Source organism: Nocardioides sp. P4_G4 (assembly GCF_056401085.1).
This window is the reverse complement of sequence record NZ_JBFUKA010000001.1, coordinates 54,800-75,203: the sequence shown is the minus strand read 5'-3', so window position 1 is coordinate 75,203 and position 20,404 is coordinate 54,800. Positions and strand designations below refer to the sequence as shown.

The window sequence follows — 20,404 nt, the reverse complement described above, 5'->3', positions numbered from 1 at the left end:
ATGACGACCCGCTGGCTCTTCGGCGACCAGCTCGGCCCGCACTTCACCGACGACCACCGGGGCCCGCTTTTGATGATCGAGTCCAGGGCCGTCTTCGGACGCCGCCGCTTCCACCGGGCCAAGGCGCATCTCGTCCTCTCCGCGATGCGGCACCGGGCCGCCGACCTCGGGGACCGCCTCGACTACGTCAGGGCCGACACCTATGCCGAGGTCGTCGAGCAGCACGACGACGTCGAGGTCGTGCACCCGACGTCGTACGCCGCGCTGGGCCTGGTCGAGCGGCTCGGCGCGACCGTCCTCGAGCCGCGGGGCTTCGCGACCCCGCGCGCGGACTTCCAGCGCTGGGCGGCCGGGCGGGGGAGCAAGAGGCTGCTGATGGAGGACTTCTACCGGCGCGCCCGGCTGGCCCACGGGGTGCTGGTCGACGGTGGCGAGCCGGTGGGCGGGCAGTGGAACTTCGACCACGACAACCGCCAGCCGCCGCCCAGGGGCGCCACCACCCTCGGGGTCACCGAGCCGTGGTGGCCCACCGAGGACGACATCGACGCCGAGGTGCGCGAGGACCTCGACCGCTGGGAGCGCGACGGGGACGTGCAGTTCATCGGCCGCGACGGCCCCCGACGCTTTGCGGCCAGCCGGCGTGAGGCGCTGGCCGCGCTCGACCACTTCGTCGAGCACCGGCTGCCCGAGTTCGGGGCCCACGAGGACGCGATCCTCGAGGGCGACCCCTGGATGGCGCACAGCCTCGTCAGCGCGCCGATGAACCTGGGCCTCCTCGACCCGCTCGAGGTCGTCGAGCGCGCGGAGGCGGCGTACCGCAGTGGCGCGGCACCGATCGCCAGCGTCGAGGGGTTCGTCCGGCAGGTCATCGGGTGGCGCGACTACGTGTGGCACCTCTACTGGCACCAGGGCGACGGCTACCGCCGGCAGAACGCGCTGCGGGCGCAGCAGAGGGTTCCGCAGTGGTTCGCCGAGCTCGACGGCGCGGCGACCGATGCCCGCTGCCTGTCCCACACCCTCGAGGCGGTCGCCGAGCACGGCTGGGTCCACCACATCCCGCGGCTCATGGTGCTGGGCTCCTACGCCCTCCAGCGCGGGTGGGCGCCGACGCAGGTGACCGACTGGTTCCACCGGGCGTTCGTCGACGGCTACGACTGGGTGATGGTGCCCAACGTCGTCGGGATGTCGCAGCACGCCGACGGCGGGGTGATGGCCACCAAGCCCTACACGTCGGGCGGGGCCTACATCAACACGATGAGCGACCACTGCGGGTCGTGCCGCTTCAACCCCACGGTGCGCGTCGGGGACGACGCCTGCCCGTTCACCGCGGGCTACTGGTGGTTCCTCGACCGGCACCGTGACACCTTCGCTGACAACCACCGGATGGCCCGGGCCGTCAACGGGCTCGACCGGCTCAAGGACCTCGACGGACTGATCGAGCAGGAGGACGCGCGCGGCAACCGGGCGCCCTGAGCGGGGTCACTCGATGAAACGTGACCGCCACCCCTCGACACCGTTACTCAGGCAACGTACTTTTTACTCATGTCGGTAACTCAGCGCTCGGTCGCCTCCACGGCACGGCGCGCGCAGATCATCGAGGCCACCATCGCGGTCGTCGCCGACGAGGGCTTCGCCCGGGCCTCCTTCGGCCGGATCGCCGAGCGGGCCGGCCTGTCCAGCACCCGGCTCATCTCCTACCACTTCGCCGGGAAGGACGAGCTGGTGGGAGCCGTCGTCGCGCACGTCATCGGCGCCATCGGCACCTACGTCGGGGAGCGGGTGCGGCGGGAGACCACCCCGTCGGGCCGGCTGCGCGCCTACATCACGAGCACCGTCGAGTTCGCCGACGAGCACCGGGCCGAGATGCGCGCGCTCCTGCAGGTCGTGCTGTCCGGTGCCTGGGACGGGACGCCGAGCGGCCCGCCCGTGACAGGCCACCTCGAGGAGATGCTCCTCGCCGGTCAGCGCGCGGGGGAGATGAGGCCCTTCGACGTCCGGGTCATGGCCGCGACGGTCCAGCGGGCGGTCGAGGGCGTCCCCTTCCAGCTCCAGTCCGAGCCGGACCTCGACTGCGCGGCGTACGCCGTCGAGCTGGTCGACCTCTTCGACCGCGCCACCGCGGTCCGCACCGGGGACGAGCCGTGACGCTCGTCCGGCCGGCGCTGGGGATCGTCGGGTCCACCGCGCTCTACTACCTGATGCGCCACCTCGGGGTGAGCGTGTACGCCGCGCTGGTCGTCGGCGCGGTCCTGTCGCTGGCGCCCGCCCTCCTGGCCCTCGCCCGGGGCCATCGCCCGGGTGGGCTCGAGGCGTTCTTCACCGTCCTGCTGTTCGCCGGCTTCGCGATCGCGCTGGTGCCGGGCGACCCGAGGTTCCTGCTCGCCAAGGACGCCGTCATCACCACCGGCGTCGGTCTGTGGTTCCTCGCCAGCCTGAGGTGGGCCGACCGCCCTCTCGCCTATCAGTTCGCCCGGCCGATGGCGGAGGGGCGGTTCGGCTGGCCGCGGGAGTGGGAGCGGCTGTGGGCGCGCGAGCCGTGGTTCCGGAGCATGTGGCGGACCGCGAGCATCATGTGGGCGGCCGCGACGCTGCTCGACGCTGTAGGCCGGGTGCTGATGGCCTACACGCTGCCCGCCGACCTCGTGCCGGGGCTCAACCTCGCGATGTTCGGGGTGACGCTGGTGGTCGTCAACGTGCTGACGACCGTCGTCTACGTGCGTGCCGGGGTGTTCAGGCCCGGTCGGTCCCGCGCGGGGGACCTACCGGGCTGAGGCCGGCGGGGGAGGCTCAGACGGTGCCGTCGGCGTCGGCCGGGGTCGCCTCGTGGCCCTCCCGGCCGCGGGTGCGCCGCAGCTCCTTCATCTCGGCCTCGAAGACGTGGCGCTGCCCGTCCATGAGCTCGTCGATGGCGCGCTGCTGGATGCCCTTGGCCTCGGCGTAGAAGCCGTCGTCGAACGCCTCGACCATCTGGAAGGACCACAGGCCGGGCAGCGGGTTGCGGCCCAGCACGCCACGGTCGAGGGCGTCGGCGATGTCGTCGTGGCCGGCGTCGCGCACCATCGCGGTGGCCTCCTCCATCGTCGACTCCGCGCTGCCCATCAGGCGGTGGAAGGCGTAGAGGTGGCCGCGGGCGTCCTCGACGTGGTCGAGGGCGGCGGAGAGCTTGCCGAGAGCCTCGACCGTGGCGTCGGTGACACCGTCGGGGCGGCGGTGCTCGGGAGCGGGTACGTCGTGGGTCACCGATCGAGCATCACAGGCCGCCGCAGGTCCCACCACCCCCCGCAGGGGTCCCTCAGGTGCGTGAGGCGAGCGACTCGCCCCACGCCCGCGCCCGGCCCAGCTCGCCCACGGACAGCGGACCGGGGGTGTCGTCGACGTAGAAGCTCTCCGTGGCCACCAGCCGGCCGAGGTGGTGGTGGCGCACCTGCTTGCCCGCCGCCTTGGCGGCCGAGCCGGGCAGGTGCTGCATCGTGCCGGCGACGCGGGTGTCGAAGGTCGCGACGTCGACCGGTTCGCCGGCCTCCACCTCCTCCAGCCACTCCCGGATCCCGTGCGCGACGTCCCCGACCGTGGCGCCCTTCGCCACCGCACTGCGGCGGGTGCTGGTCCGGCTCATCGAGAACGCGTGCGTCGGCCCGCCGAGGACCAGCAGGTCGAGGCCGGCGGGCAGGCGCGCCGGGGCGTCCGCCACCTCGACCACGGTCACGTCGTCCCCGAGCCGGGCCGCCACCGCCTCGGCCACGGCCCGGGTGTTGCCCCACATCGACTCGTAGACCATCAGGGTGCTCATGTCTTCTCCTCCAGGGTGTGCCACCAGGCGGTGACCAGCCAGCCGCTCGCGACCAGCAGCAGCAGGCTCGGAACGGCGTCGGGTCCGAGGTGCACGGGCCCGTCGGTGGCCAGGGCATAGGCCGGGCCGGCCCAGAGCGCGACGAACAACGTCACGATCTTGATGAGCGCCACCAGCGCCAGCGGCGGCCCGAGCCGGTGCCGTCGCAGCAGGAGCACCCCGATCCCGGCGATGGCCGGCAGCACGACGACGAGGTCGAGCACGAACACGGGGTACGGCGTCCCGCCGACGCCCTCGGGGTCGGGCGGACTCCCGCCGAGGGCGAAGGGCACCAGGGTGGACAGCCACAGCCCGGCGAACAGGACCGCGACCACCACCAGCATCCAGCCGGTCCCACGACGCAGGCGCGCGGTCGGCACCGCCGGCCAACGCATCCCCGCCAGCCGCCACAGCCCAGCGAGCAGGGCGGCACCGGCGACCGACTCGAGGACCACGTAGACCAGGAAGACACGGTTCATCGGCACGCCGGTCAGGTAGATCGCATAGCTGTAGACGACGTACGCCAGCAGCCCGATCCAGGCCAGCAGGCGCGTCGGCGTCAGTCGTGCCGGCAGGGCCAGCACGACCAGCAGCGCGGCCACCACGAGGCTCACCAGGTCCTGACCGCGGGCGGCCAGGACGGTGGCCGCCGGCAGCGAGCGGTAGGGGTCCGCGGTCAGCAACCCGTACGCCGAGGCGACCACGACCCCGAGGGCGACGACGCGGCTCGCCGCGAGCATGGCTTGCGCCCGGGTGGGAGCAGGTCTGCCGGGCTCCGTCCGGTGGACCGCGCGGGCCCGGCGGGTGAGCTGTGTCGAGCTCATCAGGTGCTCCTCCGTGGTGCTCTCGCGTCCATCCTTCGGGGCCGGACCGCCGAGTGTCAGGGCCCTCCGTCCCACACCCGCTGCCGTTGGTCCCGGGGTGCGGACGGCGGCGTACGGTCGGGGGATGGACGTCCGCACCCTGCTCACCGACGGCTTCGAGCGCATCACCGAGCTGTACGCCGACCTTGCCGACGGGCTCGACGATCACGCGCTGCACCACCGCCCCGGCGGGACCGGCAACCCGGTCGGGTGGCTGCTGTGGCACCTGGCGCGGGTGCAGGACCACCACGTCGCCGGGCTCTCCGGCGAGCCGCAGGTGTGGGAGCGGTGGCAGGAGCGCCTCGGCCTGCCGAACGGCACCGACGACGTCGGCTACGGGCACACCAGCGCCGAGGTCGACGCGGTACGGATCGAGGACCCGGCGCTGCTCGCCGGCTACCACCGCGAGGTCGCACGGGCGACCACCGACTACCTCGCGCGGGTCGACGAGGACGAGCTCGACCGGGTCGTCGACCGGCACTGGGACCCGCCCGTCACCGCCGGCGTGCGGCTGGTGAGCATCCAGGGCGACTGCCTCCAGCACCTCGGCCAGGCGGCGTACGTCAAGGGGCTGCTCTGAGGCAGCTCAGCCCAGGGCGCTGACGTCGGGAGGTACGTCGACCGAGTGCTCGCGCAGGATCTCGATCTCCACGACCTCGAGGGCGCGCTCCGAGGTGGACGCGAGCACGACGGGCGCGGGCACGCCGGCGGCGTACGCCTGGAGCCAGCGTGCGGCCACGACGCACCAGCGGTCGCCGGGGACGAGGCCGGGGAAGCCCCACTCCGGGCGCGGCGTCGATAGGTCGTTGCCGACGGCCTTCTGGTGGGCGAGGAACTCGTCGGTCATCACCGCGCACACCGCGTGCAGTCCCGCGTCGTGCGGACCCACGACGCACGAGCCGTCCCGGTGGTAGCCGGTCATCGGGTCGGTGCCGCAGGGCTCGAGCTCGCCGCCCAGCACGTTGCGCTCGGCCGCGGGGAGGTCGTGGTCCGGGAGTTCGCTCATGCGCCCACCAGCCGGCGCAGGGCCGTGCGGGCCAGCGGGGCGTAGGCCCGCACCAGCAGTCGCGGGGCGTGGACGTCCGCCCAGGCCGTGGCGCCCTCAGTCGGGTCCGGCCCGTCGGCGTCGACACCGTGGTCGAGCACCACCGCGAAGGGGCGGATGCCGACCCGCCACGTCCACCGGTGCCTGCCCGGGTCGACGGAGAGGATGGTGAAGGGGACACGGACCGGGAACGGGCCGTGCACGACCCCGCGGTCGCCGGCGGCGATGACCTTGCTCGCGCCGCGCACGCTGTGGATCTGCGGCGCCCACTCGGGCCACGCCGCGGGGCGGGTGTACTGCTCCCAGGTGTCGTCGACCGGGCGCGGTCCGCTGGCCTCGATGCGCACGGGTGCCTCCTGGGGGTCGGACGGGGTGACCCCCAGCCAACCACCCGACCGGGCAGCCGGGCCCATCCGGTGAGGCAGGTCGCATCCGCGGCACCCGTGAGGGGGGTCCGTCGCGGCGTCCGCGTGGCTAGCGTCGACGCCAGGACGACTCCCGTGCCCGACCCCCGGTGTGCAGGCCCGTCCGACCCCCGAGGAGACATATGGCCGCCGAGCCGCGACGCCCCCACCAGCCGGCCCGCCCGGTGCTGGTGGGCGACCTGCCCGACGACCACCGGCGCGCGCTGGAGTCCCTGGCCGGCCGCGCCGACGACGCCGCGGCCGACGTACGGGCCGCGATCGCGCTGGCGACCGAGGCGGGTGCGTCGCTGCCGCAGCCGGGGGCGGGGTCGACGCCCCTCCTGTGGTCGGCGCTGGCCACGCTCGGGGCCACCGACCTGACCGTCGCCCGGGTGCTGGAGCCACACCTCGACGCCCTCGCGATCCTCGACCAGGCCGGGGTCGACGCCGAGCCCGGCGCTTGGGGCGTGTACGCCGCCGAGGGGCCGGGCCACCCCCTGCAGGGCCGGTCGGACGGGTCCTCGTGGACGCTCTCCGGACGCAAGCACTGGTGCTCCTTGGCCGGGTCCCTCGACCGTGCGCTGATCAGCGCGTGGGTCGGCGAGGAGCGCCGCCTCTTCGAGGTCGACCTGCACCACCCGGGGGTCACCCCCGTCGCCGGCACCTGGGTGGCCCGGGGGCTGCCCGACGTCGACTCCGGCCCGGTCGACCTCGACGCCGTGCCGGCGCAAGCGGTGGGGGAGGCCGGCTGGTACCTCGAGCGACCCGGCTTCGCCTGGGGCGGCCTCGGTGTCGCCGCGGTCTGGTACGGCGGGGCGGTCGGCGTCGCGCGCCGGATGCTGGTCGCCGCGACCGGCGGTCGTGAGCCGGACCAGGTCGCCCTGATGCACCTCGGCGCCGTCGACGGCGTGCTGCACGCCGCGCGCTGCGCGCTGGCCGACGCGGCCGCGGCCATCGACGCCGGCCGGCTGCTCGGCCTGGACGGGGCACGGTCCGCGCTCCGGGTCCGCCAGGTGGTGGGCGCGGCAGTGGAGGAGGTGCTCATGCGCGCGGCGCACGGGCTCGGTCCCGGGCCGCTTGCCACGGACGAGGACCACGCGCGCCGGGTCGTCGACCTCGAGCTCTACGTGCGCCAGTGGCACGCCGAGCGCGACCTGGCCGCCCTCGGGGCGTTGCTGCTCGACGCCCCGGAGCCCGCGTGGTGACCGTCTTCACCCACGACGGGGCCGGCACGCCCGCCGCCGCGTGGTCCCGCGCGCTGGCCGAGCACCCCCTGCCGCAGCTCCAGCTGGGCGGCACCGACGACCGGGGCACGCTCGACCGGCTCGTCGTGGTCGGGGCCCACCCCGACGACGAGACACTCGGGGCCGGCGGCCTCGTGCACCTGGCCGCCCGGGCGGGCTGGGAGGTCCTGGTCGTCTCGGCGACCGCCGGTGAGGGCTCCCACCCCTCCTCCCCGACCCACGAGCCCGCCGTGCTGGCCGACGTGCGCCGCGGCGAGCTCGACCGGGCCGTCTCGTTCCTGGCCCGCGAGGCGCGGGTGAGGTGCCTCGGCCTTCCCGACGGGTCGCTGGCCGGGCACGAGGACGCGTTGGTCGCCGAGGTCGTCGCGGCCATCGGGGTCGCCGGGGACCGGACGCTCCTGGCCGCGCCCTGGCGCCACGACGGCCACCCGGACCACGAGGCGGTGGGCCGGGCAGCGGCCGTGGCGGCGCGGCGCACGGACGCGCGGTTGGTGGAGTACCCCGTCTGGATGTGGCACTGGGGGACCGACGAGACCCTGCCCTGGGCCGACGCCCAGGTGCTGCGGCTCGACGACACCGCCCGCGCCGCCAAGCGCGCCGCGGTCGCCGCGCACGCCTCGCAGGTCGCGCCGCTCTCGGCGGAGCCCGGCGACGAGGTCCTGCTCGGTCCAGCGATGCTCGCGCACTTCGACCGGGACGTCGAGGTGCTGATCCAGGCGGGCGAGCCGGCCCCGGACGACGCGCTCGACCGGGTGCACCGCGACCGGGACGACCCGTGGGACGTGGACGGCTGGTACGAGCGACGCAAGCGCGCGATCACCCTGGCCAGCCTGCCCCGCCAGCGGTACGGACGGGTGCTCGAGGTGGGCTGCTCGGTGGGGGCGCTGGCCGTCGACCTGGCCGACCGCTGCGACGACCTCGTGGCCGTCGACTCCAGTGAGGCCGCGGTCGGGGCGGCGCGCGCGCGGCTCGCGGGAGCCGACCACGTCGACGTACGCCGTGCCGACCTGCCGGCCCAGTGGCCGGAGGGGCGCTTCGACCTGGTGTCGGTGTCCGAGGTCGGCTACTTCCTGAGCCCCCGTGCGCTCGGTGAGCTGGTCTCGCGGGCGCTCGGGGCGCTGGAGGAGGACGGCCACCTGCTGCTGTGCCACTGGCGTCACGACCTCGTCGGCTGGCCGCTGACCGGACCGATGGTCCACGACGTCGTCCTCGCGACCGGGGTGCGGGTGCTGGCCGAGCACCACGACCCGGACTTCGTCCTCCACGTGCTCGGGGCCCGGCCGTGACCGCCTCCGCCACCCCCGCGGTGCCCACGACGATGCCCACGGTGCTGGCCGTCGTCGTCCCCGCCCGCGACGAGGAGCGGCTGCTGCCCGCGTGCCTCGACTCGCTGGACCGGGCCGTCGAGGAGCTGGCGCGCGCGCACCCCGGCATCGGGTGCCGGGTGTTCGTGGTGCTCGACTCCTGCGTGGACGGCACGTCCGAGGTCGTCGCGGGGCGCCCCGGCGTGACCGCGGTGACGGTGTCCTCCGGCCAGGTGGGGGCCGCCCGGGCGGCCGGGGTGGACGCGGCCGCCGCGTGGGCGGACGCTGCTGACCGGGATGGGGGCCGGGACCGGGTCTGGGTCGCCAGCACCGACGCCGACACCGTCGTGCCTCCGCACTGGCTGACCGCCCAGGTAGCGCTTGCCGCCGACGGCCATGCCCTGGTGGTCGGCACCGTGCTGCCGGACCCCCGCGACCTCACCGAGCGCGAGCACGCGCTGTGGCGCGAGCGGCACGAGCTCGAGGACGGCCACGAGCACGTCCACGGCGCCAACCTCGGCTTCTCCCTCGCCGCCTACCGCGCGGTGGGCGGCTTCCCCCACCTGCCCGTGCACGAGGACGTGGAGCTGGTCCGCGCGCTGCGCGACTCGGGCATCCGGTGGGTCGCCGCCGGGGGACTGGCGGCGGTGACGTCGGGGCGCCGGACGGCCCGCGCGCCGCACGGATTCGCGGCGTACCTCGACCACCTCGGGGTGTGACCCTGCGTCCACCGCCGGTGACAGGCTGGTCGGCATGAGCATCCGCACCGGTACGAGCGTCAGATGGCAGTGGGGCAACGGCTGGGCCGAGGGCACCGTCGCCGAGGTCCACCACGACAAGGTCACCCGCACGAGCAAGGGCCAGGAGATCACCCGCAACGGGAGCGACGACGACCCGGCGTACGTGATCGAGCAGGAGGACGGCACCACCGTGCTCAAGCTGGGCAGCGAGGTGGAGCGCGCCTGACGGGCCCGATACCCTCGTCCCCGATGGCTGACGAGTACTGCGACCTGTGTGACCTGCCCAAGGCGAACTGCGTCCACGGGATGCCCCCCGCACCCCCGCCCGAGGCGAGACCGCCCGCGCCGCGCGCGAGCGTGCGGAAGGCGAGCACGCCGCGCGCCGCCAAGGAGAGCGCGCCCGCCGCCCCGGTACGCCGCGCCCCGCGCCGGTGGACCCAGCCCGAGGCGATCGCGCCGGTCATCCTGGCCGTGCTCGACGAGGCCGCCGGCCCGCTCCCCGCCGACGACGTGCTCGAGGCCGTGGGCGAGCGCCTCGACGAGCACCTCCTGGAGGGCGACCGGCAGCTCACGCCCGAGGGCGAGCTGCGCTGGAGGTACGCCGCCCGGCGGGCCCGCCAGCAGCTGGTCAAGGAGGGCCTGATGACCACTCCGAGCCCCGGGATCTGGGAGCTCACGGCCGCCGGCCGCGGTCACTGACCACCCCGCCGTACCCCACTCGCGAGGCAAGGGGAAGCGGACACACGGAGCGATTTTCAACTTGTCTGCCCCAGTATTGGTGAAACGCCTACACGGGCCTCCGTCACTGCCTATCTTCGTCCTCGCCCCCTGTTGAGGGGCCGGTCGCCACGGTGGCGACTGACACCTCGAAGTAGGGGGCACGATGAGCAACAAGCGCCCGTCCGACGAAGGACGAGCCTCGACGCTCGCCATTTCCGGCTGGCCACTGAGTCGCAAGGTGGCGCTCGCCCTGGCGATCCCGTTGCTTCTCGCCGCGACCCTCGGTGGTCTGCGGGTGAAGTCGGACCTCGACGAGTCGTCGAACGCGTCCGCCAGTGCCGAGCAGGTGACGGTGCTGCGTCCGGCCGTGGACTACCTGACGTCCGCCGAGCGCGCCATGGTCGCGGCCCAGTCGTCGACCGGTGCGAGCCAGACCGAGCTCGACGAGGCCGTCGAGGACATCAAGGCGGCGGCCGAGCAGCTCACCCAGACGGCCGACACCGCGGGGCTGACGTACGACCAGCGTCTCCAGGTCGCCACCCTGCTGGACCTGAGCCGCTCGATCCGTGACGACAACACCGCCACGCTGAGCCCCGACACCTGGATCGCGCAGCTGCGCCAGCTCCAGTCCGGTGTGACCAAGCTGATCACCACGATCACCAGCGCCCAGAACACCCCCGAGCCCCGCCTCGAGCTCCTCGCCCAGTCGCTCGGCGGTCGCTTCTCCCTCGCCATGCAGCAGGCCCTCGGTTCTGACGCGGACCGCAGCCGCAGCGTCTCCCAGGCCCTCTACTCCGAGCTCGGCGCCGAGAGCGCGGCCATCGACCGACTGGCCGGTGCCCTCGACGACGCCGAGAGCGCGGTGCGGACCCTGCGCACCAACAACGGCGAGCGCACCCGCGCCGTCCGCACGGGCACCAGCACCGAGCTGGGTGGCGCCGACGCGTACGACGAGTACGACAACCTGTCCGAGACCCTGCTCCTCGAGGTCGACCAGGGCCTCGCCACCACCGCGACGAACGCCCGTGAGCGCGCCCTCTTCGACGCCGCCCTCACCCTCGGCGCCCTGCTCGCGGCCATAGCTCTCGCGCTCGTCATCTCCCGGTCGCTGCTCGGCCCGATCCGCAAGGTCCGTGAGGGCGCCCTCCAGGTCGCCAACGAGGACCTGCCCGACGCCGTCGCCCGGATCCGCTCCGGTGGCGAGCCGGCCGAGTTCGTGCCGATCGACGTCCACACGCACGAGGAGATCGGTCAGCTGGCCCGCGCCGTGGACGACCTCCACCGCCAGGCCGTGACGCTCGCCTCCGGTGAGGCCCAGCTGCGTAGCCAGGTCGGCGAGATGTTCGTGACGCTGTCGCGTCGCAACACGACCCTCATCAACCAGCAGCTGAACCTCATCGAAGCGCTGGAGAAGGACGAGGAGGACCCCAAGCGACTGGAGAGCCTCTTCCGTCTCGACCACCTCGCGTCCCGCATGCGTCGTACGTCGGACTCGCTGCTGATCCTCGCCGACGCCCCCGCCCGGTCCGCCGGCTGGGAGAGCCTGTCGGTCACGGAGGCCACCCAGGCCGCGACCGCCGGTGTGCAGGACTACCAGCGCGTGCGGATCGACTCGACCCTCGACAGCCGGATCGGCGAGGCCGCGGCCGGTGACCTGATCCACCTGCTCACCGAGCTCGTCGACAACGCCCTCTCCTACTCCTCGCCGTCGACCTTCGTCACGCTGTCCACGGCCCCCGCGCCGGGCGGCCTGACGATCGGCGTCAGCGACTCCGGCCTCGGCATCCCCGAGGAGTCGCTGCGCCAGATCAACGAGACCCTGGAGTCGGGCGCCGACGTCACCCCGGACACCGCCCGCCGCATGGGCCTGTTCGTGGTCAGCCGGCTCGCGAAGCGCCACGGCATCGACGTCGCCCTCGCCACCAACGCGGCGTCCGGCATCACCGCCACCGTGTTCGTGCCGGAGTCGGCACTGCGCGACGGCGCACCGCCCATGCCGGAGGCCCCCGCCGAGATCGAGCCCGCGCTCGAGGAGAGCGCCGAGCCCGAGCAGGCGCCCTTCGTGCCCGAGATCGTGGCCGACGAGTCGTCCGAGCCCGACGTCGACACCGCCGAGGGTGAGACCGACGAGCCGGCCGCATCGGCCACCGTCATCGGCCTGCCCACCCGCCAGCCCGGATCCTCGATGGCTGACCGCGAGTCCGCGACCGGCCTCCCGACCCGGGCCCCGGGCGCGACGGTCCCGGCGACCGAGGCCGGCACCGGCCTGCCGTCCCGCCAGCCGGGCGGCACCCTGGCCCAGCGTGGCCTGGCGACCGGCGCCGACGTCACCTCGAACACCCCCTCGGCACTCAACACCGCCGCACCGAAGGCCAAGCGTGGCGCCATGCCGCTGCGCTCGCGCCGCGCCGCTCTGACCGAGGCGCCGTCCGGCACCGACGAGACGACCGCTGCCGAGGAGCCCGCCGCCATCGCGTCGGTGACCTCGCTGCACGAGGGCGTCCCGGCCGAGGACACGACGACCGAGCAGCCCGCGACCGACGAGCTGGCCATCGGCGAGGTGGCGACCGACGAGGTGGCGACCGACTCTGCCGCGGTCGACTCCCCGGCCGACGAGACCGACGCCGAGGCTGTCGCCGAGGACACGGACGAGGACACGGTCGCCGAGGCCCCGTCGTACGACGAGGACGCCACCGACGTCGAGACCGCTCAGGTCGAGACCGCCGAGGAGCCCGCCGAGGAGGAGCCGGTCGCCGAGACGGCCCCGCAGCCCGAGCTCCCGTCCCCGGCCGCCATGGCGCCCGTGTCGACCCTGCTCACGGGTCCGCTCTTCGACCCGCTGACCGACCCGCTCCCGGAGGAGCAGGCCGACCAGGACCAGTCCGAGCCGGAGCCCGAGGCGCCTGCCGCGCCCGCCGCTCTCGGTGGCGGCCTGGCCGGTGGCCTGCCGACCCGCCAGCGTGGAGGCACGCTGTCGGACCAGCAGGCAGCGACCAGTCCCTTCCGCGATGCTGCCCCGGCTGCCCCGGCTGCCCCGGCTGCCCCGGCTGCCCCGGCTGCCCCGGCTGCCCCGGCTGCCCTGGGTGGCGGCCTGCCCACGCGTCAGCGCGGCGGCACCCTGAACGACCAGGAAGCCGCGACCCGTCCCTTCCGTGACTCCGAGCCCACCGCCCCGGCGGCGTCCGCGCCCGCCGAGTCCCCGGTCGAGGAGAAGGTGAAGGTCGTCGAGGAGCCCGCAGCCCAGGCCCCCGAGGTCGAGGCCCCCGAGGCCCCCGAGGTCGAGGTGCCCGAGACCCCGGCCGCCCTGGTCGACGGTGCCGGCAGCGGTCTCGGCTCCGGCCTCACCGGCCTGCCGACCCGCCGGCGTGGAGGCACGCTGTCGGACCAGCAGGCAGCGACCAGCCCGTTCCGCGAGTCGACCATCGAGGCGCCCGCCGCCCCGTCGAGCCCGGCCGCGCTGGCCGGCGCCGGCGCTCCGGCAGCTCCTGCCGGTCCCACCGGTGGACTGTCCGGCGGCCTCGACTCGCTGCCCACCCGGCAGCGCGGCGGCACCCTCGCCGACCAGGACGACGCCAACCGTGCCTTCCGTGACGGTGGCCTCGGCAACCGGACCGCGGAGGTCACCTCCCTGACCGAGCGTCGCGAGCAGGCTCCGGCCCCCGTCGAGGCGCCCGTCGCCCGCACGGAGCCCCAGCCGGCCCGCCCGCAGGTGGGACGCGCGTCGTCCCTGACCCGCTTCCGCCCGGCGTCGGCCACCCGCCGCGCCAGCTACGAGGCCTCGGGTGGCGGTCCGCAGCAGCCGCTGCGCACCCCCGCCGCCGACCGCACCGCGGGCTCCCGCTCGGCCCTGGACGGCGACGTCCAGGTCGAGCAGGACACCGAGGACAAGGGCTCGATCTTCGGGACGCTGCGCTCCAGCTGGCTCAGCTCCGAGGGAGGCTCCGGCTGGCAGTCCACCGAGGTCGAGGCCGGCTGGCAGCGCGCCGAGCAGGTCGCCGAGTCCGCCAAGGACGCCCCCGCCGCCGGCGCAGGGCTCCCGATCCGTCGCCCCGGCACGCTCCTCGTGCCGGGTGGCATCACCAAGCCGACGACCGTCGCGCCGCGTGATCCCGAGGCCATCCGCTCCCGCTACGCCGCCTACGCGGCCGGCGTGAGCCGCGGCCGCCAGACGTCTCACCACTCCACCGCCGACCGCACCAACTAGCAGGAACGGAAGTAGTCCCCATGACCGAATACGACTCTGCTGCCTACGCGCAGCCCGACGAGCGCAACCTCGACTGGCTCGTGTCGCGCTTTGTCGAGGAAGTCACCGACGCGGCCCACGCCATCCTCGTGTCCGCCGACGGGCTCCTCATGGCCATGAGCGAGAGCATCCCGGACGAGCGCGCCGAGCAGGTGGCCGCTGTGTCCTCCGGGCTCGCCAGCCTCGCCGTCGGTGCCGCCCGCCTCTTCGACGGCGGAGCTGTGCTCCAGACCGTCGTCGAGATGGAGCACGGCTACCTGATGCTCATGAGCGTCGGTGACGGCTCCAACCTCACCGTCCTCACCGAGGAAGCCGCCGACATCGGCCAGGTCGGCTACGAGATGGCCCTGCTGGTCGAGCGCGTCGGCCGGATGGTGCAGGCCGAGGCCCGCGTCACCACTGGATGACGTGACCTGCCGTGGCACCCCCTGACCTCAACGGCACGGATGACGAGGCGACACCCAAGCCTCGCTTCATCCGGCCGTACACCATCACGTCAGGTCGCACCGAGGCTTCGGTCGACCTGCCGATGGAAGCCACGCTCCGCACGCAGGAGGACGGCACCGGCGCCCTCAGCGCAGCCGCGCTGAAGGTCCTGGAGGTCTGCGACACCCGTTCAGTCGCCGAGGTAGCCGCTCTGGTCCACATGCCGATAGGCGTGGTCCGGGTGCTGCTGAGCGACCTGGTCGAGCACGGACACATCCGTGTGCAGGCCACCATCACCAACGACTCGTCTCGTGACGAGCGAATTGAGCTCATCGAAAGGACCCTCCGTGGACTTCGCACCTACTAGCGCCTCGCGCAAGGCGGCGTCGACGAAGATCGTGATCGCCGGTGGTTTCGGCGTGGGCAAGACGACGCTGGTGGGCTCGGTCTCCGAGATCCAGCCGCTGCGTACCGAGGCCCTCGTCACCAACGAGTCGGAGGGTGTCGACGATCTCGCCGCGGTACCCGCCAAGTCGACGACCACCGTGGCCATGGACTTCGGACGCCTCACCCTCGCCGAGGACCTCGTCCTCTACCTCTTCGGAACGCCCGGCCAGCGCCGCTTCTGGTTCATGTGGGACGACCTGTGCCTGGGCGCGATCGGGGCCATCGTCCTGGTCGACACCGCCCGCCTGGACGAGTCGTTCTCGCCGCTGGACTACTTCGAGCACAAGGGGCTGCCGTTCATCGTGGCGGTCAACCAGTTCGAGGGCGTCCAGCAGTACTCGCTCGACGAGATCGCCAATGCCTTGGCACTGCCCCCCGAGGTGCCGATCATTGCGATCGACGCGCGTGATCGTGAGTCGGCCAAGACTGCCCTCCTGCGCATCACCGAGTACTCGCTGCAGAAGCTGACCGCGCAGCTGTCCGTGGGAGTCCACTGACATGTCCATCACGTCTCGCGTCCGGCGGCTGTCCGGCTCCTCGCGTCGTACGGCGCCTGGCATCGCCCTCCTCGCGGTGGTCCTCACCGCCGCGGGGTGTGGCGGCACCAGCTCGGCCGCCAGCACCGACCCGGACCCGCAGGTCATCCGGGCGGGCTACCTGACTGTCTGCACGTCGCTGCCCTACGAGCCGTTCGAGTTCGAGCGGAACGGCGAGACGGTGGGCTTCGAGATCGACCTGGCCAAGGCCGTCGCGAAGGAGCTCGGCGTGAAGCCGGACTTCAAGAACGACGACTTCGACGCCGTGCAGTCGGGCCAGCTGCTCAACGAGAACGCCTGCGACATCGCGGCGGCCGGTCTGACCATTACCGGCGACCGGGCCCGCGTGCTCGACTTCTCGAGCCCGTTCTTCAACGCCGCCCAGGCGCTCGTCGTCACCGGCGCGAGCGGCATCCGCAACCTGGACGACCTGCGCGGCGGCCGGATCGCCGTACAGGCCGGCACGACCGGTGAGCTCTACGTCACCGACAATGCCCCGCGCAACGCCCAGGTCGTCCCCTTCGACGACATCGGCGAGATGTCCAGCGCCCTCAACGGCGGCACCGTCGACGCCGGCGTGTACGACAACACCGTCGCAGGCTCGGCGATCAAGGAGTACCCCTCCTTCCAGATCGCCGCCGAGTTCGACACCGGTGAGCAGTACGGCATGGCGGTCAAGAAGGACGGAAACGTCGACCTCCTGCGGGTCGTCAACGCCGTCATCGCCGACCTCAAGGAGAGCGGCGGCTACGACAAGATGTACACCGAGTGGTTCGGCACCAAGAAGCAGTCCTGAGACTGCTCGGCCGGTCGCGCTGTACGGCGAGGAGCTCCCGCCCCGCGGGTTGATCTCCTCGCCGTGCAGCCGCGTTCGGTGCACGCATGACCCGGGTGCATCACCCGGGATCTCGCTGGCACCTGTGACGATGTGGCCATGACGGCCATCTTCACCAAGTCCCGGGAGCCGGCCCGCCCGGGGTCCATCCCCGACCGCCTGCAGATGTTCACGCGGGAGGTGCGGTTCTACACCGAGATCGCTCCCGCGGTCGGCGTGAGGGTTCCGGCGGTGTTCCGGGCCGAGGCCCGGGACGGTGGGACCGTCCTGGAGCTGGATGACCTGTCGCCCTCCTGGACCGGGAGGACGTCGGGTCAGGTCCGGGGATCTGCGACGTCGCGTGGTTCCTCATGATTCGGTCGAGCCGCCCGACTGGGATCGCGTGCTGGACGCCTACGCCACGACTCCGACCTCAGCGACTCTCTTCCTGCGATCACTGTCCAGGCGCTCCTTTCCCTCGACGATGAGGACGAGGGGTCCGTGGACGTGCTCGAGTGGATCGCGTGCCTCGAGGAGCCATCCCTCCGCGCGTAGGTGGTTGCCCGCGGCTCTGCGCGGTGGTCGATCACGCTGGTGCGCTTCCTATCTGCGTCTGTGGAACCTCAGGTCGCCGTTGGGGAGTCGGTCGTGGAGGTATCTGTCGTCGTGCGCGCGGTGGTGGTGGTGGGAGCAGAGGAGGAGGCCGTCGGCGAGGTCGGTCTTGCCGCCCTTGCTCCAGGGGATGAGGTGGTGTGCTTCGCACCAGGCGGCGGGGATGTCGCATCCCTCGGCACGGCAGTGCTTGTCGCGAAGGTCCATCGCCCGCCGCGGGCCGTTCTCGTAGAGCCGCTTCGACCTTCCGAGGTCGAGGACCTCGGACTTGCCACCCAGGACGGCCGGGATGAGGCCGGCGTTGCAGACCAGGCGCCGGGCTTCGGAGGCGCTGATGCGGTGGCCGGTGTCGGTGGTCGCGACCCCGAGCCCACTGACGAGGGYGTCGAAGTCCATGGTGATSACSACCSMGGTSGCRGTCCCWCCGTGGCGGGGGAGCTTCGTCGGGTCGAGGTGCTCCAGCAGCGCACAGAACGCATGACCGAGACGGGTCGCGTACGGCACGGCGCTCTGCTCSCCCCCGCTGGCGTCGGAACCGTCGTCCTTGCGGGGGTTGGTCCACGCATGCAGGTACGTCAGCAACCGGCCGGCCGTGGCGTCRGGSACCCGGATCCGGATCGTCGTGGTCCCGTCACCGTGCGAACGCGTCGTCAGCGACGTCGTCTTGCGGGCCTTGTGTTCTTCGTCCTCGAGGCGCTTGCGCTCCTGCTCGTCGCCGACCTCGGGGCCACGACGTCGAGGATCCGACCGCCCAGCACCCGCAGCTCGTTCGGGGTGAACGTGGCGGCGTGCTCGACCAGCACCCGCTCCGCATCTCTCACGACGTCCGCCGGGGTGTCGTCGGGGAGGTCATCAAGGGCCCGGGCGATGACGTCGGCCTGCGCGGTCGACACCTCACCGGACCCATGGCCCTCGGCCAGGACAGCCCATCGCTGCTCCAGGGACCGGGCGAGGGCCAGGTCCCGACGTGCCCGGCCACGATCGGCCCTCACGGCCCGCTGGAACCACGCCGCCACGTCGCGGTCACCCGCCTCTTCGGCCACGTCGTCGGCGACCGCCATCAACCGCAGCCGGATCGACGCCACCCGCGACTCCAGCCGCGCCAGCTCCACCAGCGCAGCGGCCTTCTCGGTCGGCGCGAGGTAGAGGAGCTCGACCTGGCCGACCTTGTCCAGCGCGGCCGAGATCGCCTCGCCACACTCCTGGACCAGGTGTCCGCTCGTCATCCCATCCCCCACTGATCACCCGCCACGCGGTCCCACGAGCGGGAGCGGCGGCGTAGACCTAGTTTAATCGAACAGGTGTGCGATTCACATACCCAGAATGTGGCTGTGCAGGGAGGCGTGCTCGAGGCGCGCGGCAACGCCCGGTCGGCGACTCACTCCTCCACCTCGTCCACGAGCCACTCCCCCTCCACCAGGCGCAGCCGCACCCGGCGCGTCGAGGGTCGGTCGTCGGGAAGGGGGATCACGGTCCCCCCGTCGACCGCCTCCGCACCACGCACCCGGTCGGTGACGCGCACGTCGACGACTCCCGTCGAGACCTCCACCACCGACAGGGCGAGCACCTGGGTCTCCAGGCCGCGCACCGACAGCCCGCGGTCGACGTACGACGTCAGCATCCGCACGTCGGCGCGCCCGCTGCGCGACCCCTCGACGTACAGGTCACGCAGCGCATCCACGTCGCCGGCGGTCCACGCGCGCGCCCGCCGGGCGTCCCAGTCCGCGAGGACGGAGCGGGGTCCGTCGAGAGCCGCGACCACGGGTCGCGCCTCCGCGCCGCTCGGGTCCGGCCGCAGCGCGACCAGCGCGCCGGTGCCGAGCACGACGGGCAGGGTGAGTCCGACCAGGATCGGGAGGAGTCGTCGCGGGTCCACCCCTCCACGGTGCCGCAGATCGACCGAGGGCGTCGGCGCTCATCCACAGGCAGGACCGGCGACGGCGCGGCGTACGCTGACGACCATGCGCTTCGACATCGCCGGGCTGGGACCCGAGGCCGTCGACTACCTCTCCGCCTGGGAGCTCCAGCGCGAGGTCCACGCCCGCGTCGTGGCCGGTGAGCAGGAGCCGACCGTGCTCCTCCTCGAGCACCCACCCGTCTTCACGGCAGGCAAGCGCACCGACCCGCACGAGCGCCCGCTCGACCCCGGCGGCGCCGACGTCATCGACGTCGACCGCGGCGGCAAGATCACCTTCCACGGACCGGGGCAGCTCGTCGGCTACCCGATCGTCCCGCTGCCCGACCACGTCAAGGTCGTCGACTACGTGCGCCGCGTCGAGGAGGCGCTGATCCGCGTGTGCAGCGACCTCGGCGTCACGACCGCCCGGGTACCCGGCCGCAGCGGCGTCTGGCTCCGCGCCGACGATCAGGGCCCGGAGCGCAAGATCGCCGCGCTCGGCATCCGCGTGAGCAGGGGCGTGACGATGCACGGCTTCGCCCTCAACTGCGACGTCGACCTCGGCTGGTACGACCGCTTCGTCCCCTGCGGCATCGCCGACGCAGGCGTCACCTCGCTGAGCACGGAGCTCGGTCGCGACGTGTCCGTCGAGGACGTCCTGCCGATCGTGCGCGAGCACCTCACCGACTACCTCGCGTGGGCGCCGTACGACGCGACGCCCGACTACGAGGCCCGCCCCGAGCCCGCCCACGGCCCGCGCATCGCCCTGGTCACCCCGGGTCGCTGACCTCGACCGGTCTCAGGAGCGCCACGGGGATCGCCCGCCCGGCCTTGCGCTCGTACTTCGCGACCTCGGGCGCCTCTGCCAGCACGACGTCGCGCCACACCCGGTCCCGCTCGGGTCCGACGAGGATCTCCGGCAGTACGTCGAGGCCTCGCGTCCCGATCTCGATCCTCGAGCGTTCGGCCTGTCGCAGGTTGCGGAACCAGTCGGGCTCGGTGGGCGAGCCGGAGCCGGTCCCCCACACCACGTAGGCATCCTCGTGCTCGAGGAAGCGCACCATCGTGGAGCGGGGCAGCCCCGAGCGTCGGCCCGGCGAGGTCACCATGAGCACCCGCGCCTTGCCCCCGCTGTCGAGGCGGCCTCCCGCCGCGCGGTGCAGCCAGACGCCGATCGCGTTGCCGGTCCTCACGAAGCGGTGCCGCAGGCTCCCCATCGTCGGTCCCTCCTCAGGACTCCAGCGTCCTCGCCTGCACCGCGGCGGTCAACGGCCTCTCCG

General features: G+C 73.3%; 25 protein-coding genes. 16 read left to right on the top strand and 9 right to left on the bottom strand.

What is annotated here, in order from left to right:
• The 3 genes from AC1DQF_RS00405 (at window position 1) to AC1DQF_RS00395 (ending at window position 2,771) form a co-directional block, all read left to right on the top strand.
• On the top strand, window positions 1-1,473 hold the full coding sequence (locus AC1DQF_RS00405) for a cryptochrome/photolyase family protein (protein WP_477523219.1): 1,473 nt from the start codon (window positions 1-3) through the stop codon (window positions 1,471-1,473).
• Window positions 1,474-1,542: 69 nt separating this feature from the next.
• Window positions 1,543-2,145, top strand: coding sequence for a TetR/AcrR family transcriptional regulator (locus tag AC1DQF_RS00400; protein ID WP_477523218.1), 603 nt, complete (start codon window positions 1,543-1,545; stop codon window positions 2,143-2,145).
• Window positions 2,142-2,771 (top strand): VC0807 family protein, encoded by a 630-nt coding sequence (locus tag AC1DQF_RS00395; protein WP_477523217.1) that lies wholly within the window; start codon window positions 2,142-2,144, stop codon window positions 2,769-2,771. Before AC1DQF_RS00400 ends, AC1DQF_RS00395 begins: the two co-directional genes overlap by 4 nt.
• A 16-nt stretch (window positions 2,772-2,787) precedes the next feature.
• On the opposite strand, the gene AC1DQF_RS00390 is transcribed toward AC1DQF_RS00395, so the two are convergent.
• From AC1DQF_RS00390 to AC1DQF_RS00380, 3 genes are read right to left on the bottom strand one after another with little or no spacing between them, the layout of a single operon-like run.
• Window positions 2,788-3,240, bottom strand: a complete 453-nt coding sequence (locus tag AC1DQF_RS00390) for a hypothetical protein (RefSeq protein WP_477523216.1) — start codon at window positions 3,238-3,240, stop codon at window positions 2,788-2,790.
• A 52-nt stretch (window positions 3,241-3,292) separates the two neighbouring features.
• A complete protein-coding gene (locus tag AC1DQF_RS00385) occupies window positions 3,293-3,790 on the bottom strand; it encodes a hypothetical protein (protein ID WP_477523215.1) in 498 nt (165 codons plus the stop codon).
• Complete coding sequence (locus AC1DQF_RS00380) at window positions 3,787-4,653, bottom strand: hypothetical protein (RefSeq protein ID WP_477523214.1); 867 nt, start codon at window positions 4,651-4,653, stop codon at window positions 3,787-3,789. Before AC1DQF_RS00380 ends, AC1DQF_RS00385 begins: the two co-directional genes overlap by 4 nt.
• A 124-nt stretch (window positions 4,654-4,777) precedes the next feature.
• Here AC1DQF_RS00380 and AC1DQF_RS00375 point away from each other — a divergent pair, with 124 nt between their 5' ends.
• Window positions 4,778-5,272: a mycothiol transferase gene (locus AC1DQF_RS00375; RefSeq protein WP_477523213.1), complete on the top strand. Its 495-nt coding sequence runs from the start codon at window positions 4,778-4,780 to the stop codon at window positions 5,270-5,272.
• A 6-nt stretch (window positions 5,273-5,278) separates the two neighbouring features.
• Here AC1DQF_RS00375 and AC1DQF_RS00370 read toward each other — a convergent pair whose 3' ends face one another.
• Entirely contained in the window at window positions 5,279-5,698 is a 420-nt protein-coding gene (locus AC1DQF_RS00370) for a DUF2237 family protein (protein ID WP_477523212.1), read from the bottom strand.
• Window positions 5,695-6,084, bottom strand: coding sequence for an SRPBCC family protein (locus AC1DQF_RS00365; RefSeq protein WP_477523211.1), 390 nt, complete (start codon window positions 6,082-6,084; stop codon window positions 5,695-5,697). Before AC1DQF_RS00365 ends, AC1DQF_RS00370 begins: the two co-directional genes overlap by 4 nt.
• Window positions 6,085-6,284: 200 nt before the next feature.
• Here AC1DQF_RS00365 and AC1DQF_RS00360 point away from each other — a divergent pair, with 200 nt between their 5' ends.
• The 11 genes from AC1DQF_RS00360 to AC1DQF_RS00310 all read left to right on the top strand — a co-directional run bounded on the left by AC1DQF_RS00360 (window position 6,285) and on the right by AC1DQF_RS00310 (window position 16,990).
• Window positions 6,285-7,346 (top strand): acyl-CoA dehydrogenase, encoded by a 1,062-nt coding sequence (locus AC1DQF_RS00360; RefSeq protein WP_477523210.1) that lies wholly within the window; start codon window positions 6,285-6,287, stop codon window positions 7,344-7,346.
• Window positions 7,340-8,671, top strand: coding sequence for a PIG-L family deacetylase (locus AC1DQF_RS00355; RefSeq protein WP_477523209.1), 1,332 nt, complete (start codon window positions 7,340-7,342; stop codon window positions 8,669-8,671). The genes AC1DQF_RS00360 and AC1DQF_RS00355 overlap by 7 nt, the downstream gene beginning before the upstream one ends.
• The gene (locus AC1DQF_RS00350) at window positions 8,668-9,408 is read left to right on the top strand and encodes a glycosyltransferase family 2 protein (protein WP_477523208.1); all 741 of its coding nucleotides are present in this window, start codon (window positions 8,668-8,670) and stop codon (window positions 9,406-9,408) included. Before AC1DQF_RS00355 ends, AC1DQF_RS00350 begins: the two co-directional genes overlap by 4 nt.
• Window positions 9,409-9,442: 34 nt before the next feature.
• Window positions 9,443-9,655 (top strand): hypervirulence associated TUDOR domain-containing protein, encoded by a 213-nt coding sequence (locus AC1DQF_RS00345; RefSeq protein ID WP_477523207.1) that lies wholly within the window; start codon window positions 9,443-9,445, stop codon window positions 9,653-9,655.
• 23 nt (window positions 9,656-9,678) lie between these two features.
• Entirely contained in the window at window positions 9,679-10,128 is a 450-nt protein-coding gene (locus tag AC1DQF_RS00340; RefSeq protein ID WP_477523206.1) for a winged helix-turn-helix domain-containing protein, read from the top strand.
• Between the two features lie 184 nt (window positions 10,129-10,312).
• Window positions 10,313-14,353, top strand: coding sequence for a sensor histidine kinase (locus AC1DQF_RS00335; RefSeq protein WP_477523205.1), 4,041 nt, complete (start codon window positions 10,313-10,315; stop codon window positions 14,351-14,353).
• Between the two features lie 20 nt (window positions 14,354-14,373).
• A complete protein-coding gene (locus AC1DQF_RS00330) occupies window positions 14,374-14,799 on the top strand; it encodes a roadblock/LC7 domain-containing protein (protein ID WP_056887795.1) in 426 nt (141 codons plus the stop codon).
• An 11-nt stretch (window positions 14,800-14,810) separates the two neighbouring features.
• Window positions 14,811-15,185 (top strand): DUF742 domain-containing protein, encoded by a 375-nt coding sequence (locus AC1DQF_RS00325; RefSeq protein WP_477523204.1) that lies wholly within the window; start codon window positions 14,811-14,813, stop codon window positions 15,183-15,185.
• Window positions 15,166-15,762 (top strand): GTP-binding protein, encoded by a 597-nt coding sequence (locus AC1DQF_RS00320; RefSeq protein WP_457208007.1) that lies wholly within the window; start codon window positions 15,166-15,168, stop codon window positions 15,760-15,762. Before AC1DQF_RS00325 ends, AC1DQF_RS00320 begins: the two co-directional genes overlap by 20 nt.
• Before the next feature lies 1 nt (window position 15,763).
• Window positions 15,764-16,597 (top strand): ABC transporter substrate-binding protein, encoded by an 834-nt coding sequence (locus AC1DQF_RS00315; RefSeq protein ID WP_477523203.1) that lies wholly within the window; start codon window positions 15,764-15,766, stop codon window positions 16,595-16,597.
• A 138-nt stretch (window positions 16,598-16,735) separates the two neighbouring features.
• Window positions 16,736-16,990: a hypothetical protein gene (locus AC1DQF_RS00310; RefSeq protein ID WP_477523202.1), complete on the top strand. Its 255-nt coding sequence runs from the start codon at window positions 16,736-16,738 to the stop codon at window positions 16,988-16,990.
• 228 nt (window positions 16,991-17,218) lie between these two features.
• On the opposite strand, the gene AC1DQF_RS00305 is transcribed toward AC1DQF_RS00310, so the two are convergent.
• The 3 genes from AC1DQF_RS00305 to AC1DQF_RS00295 all read right to left on the bottom strand — a co-directional run bounded on the left by AC1DQF_RS00305 (window position 17,219) and on the right by AC1DQF_RS00295 (window position 19,103).
• Window positions 17,219-17,845, bottom strand: coding sequence for an HNH endonuclease signature motif containing protein (locus AC1DQF_RS00305; RefSeq protein WP_477523244.1), 627 nt, complete (start codon window positions 17,843-17,845; stop codon window positions 17,219-17,221).
• A gap of 32 nt (window positions 17,846-17,877) precedes the next feature.
• Complete coding sequence (locus AC1DQF_RS00300; RefSeq protein WP_477523201.1) at window positions 17,878-18,453, bottom strand: DUF222 domain-containing protein; 576 nt, start codon at window positions 18,451-18,453, stop codon at window positions 17,878-17,880.
• Between the two features lie 152 nt (window positions 18,454-18,605).
• The gene (locus tag AC1DQF_RS00295) at window positions 18,606-19,103 is read right to left on the bottom strand and encodes a hypothetical protein (RefSeq protein WP_477523200.1); all 498 of its coding nucleotides are present in this window, start codon (window positions 19,101-19,103) and stop codon (window positions 18,606-18,608) included.
• An 85-nt stretch (window positions 19,104-19,188) separates the two neighbouring features.
• Between AC1DQF_RS00295 and lipB the strand changes: the two genes are divergently transcribed.
• Window positions 19,189-19,911, top strand: a complete 723-nt coding sequence (gene lipB, locus AC1DQF_RS00290) for a lipoyl(octanoyl) transferase LipB (RefSeq protein ID WP_477523199.1) — start codon at window positions 19,189-19,191, stop codon at window positions 19,909-19,911.
• Here lipB and AC1DQF_RS00285 read toward each other — a convergent pair.
• The gene (locus AC1DQF_RS00285) at window positions 19,895-20,341 is read right to left on the bottom strand and encodes a nitroreductase/quinone reductase family protein (RefSeq protein ID WP_477523198.1); all 447 of its coding nucleotides are present in this window, start codon (window positions 20,339-20,341) and stop codon (window positions 19,895-19,897) included. The two genes, lipB and AC1DQF_RS00285, sit on opposite strands and share 17 nt — an antisense overlap.
• Window positions 20,342-20,404 lie beyond the last annotated feature (63 nt).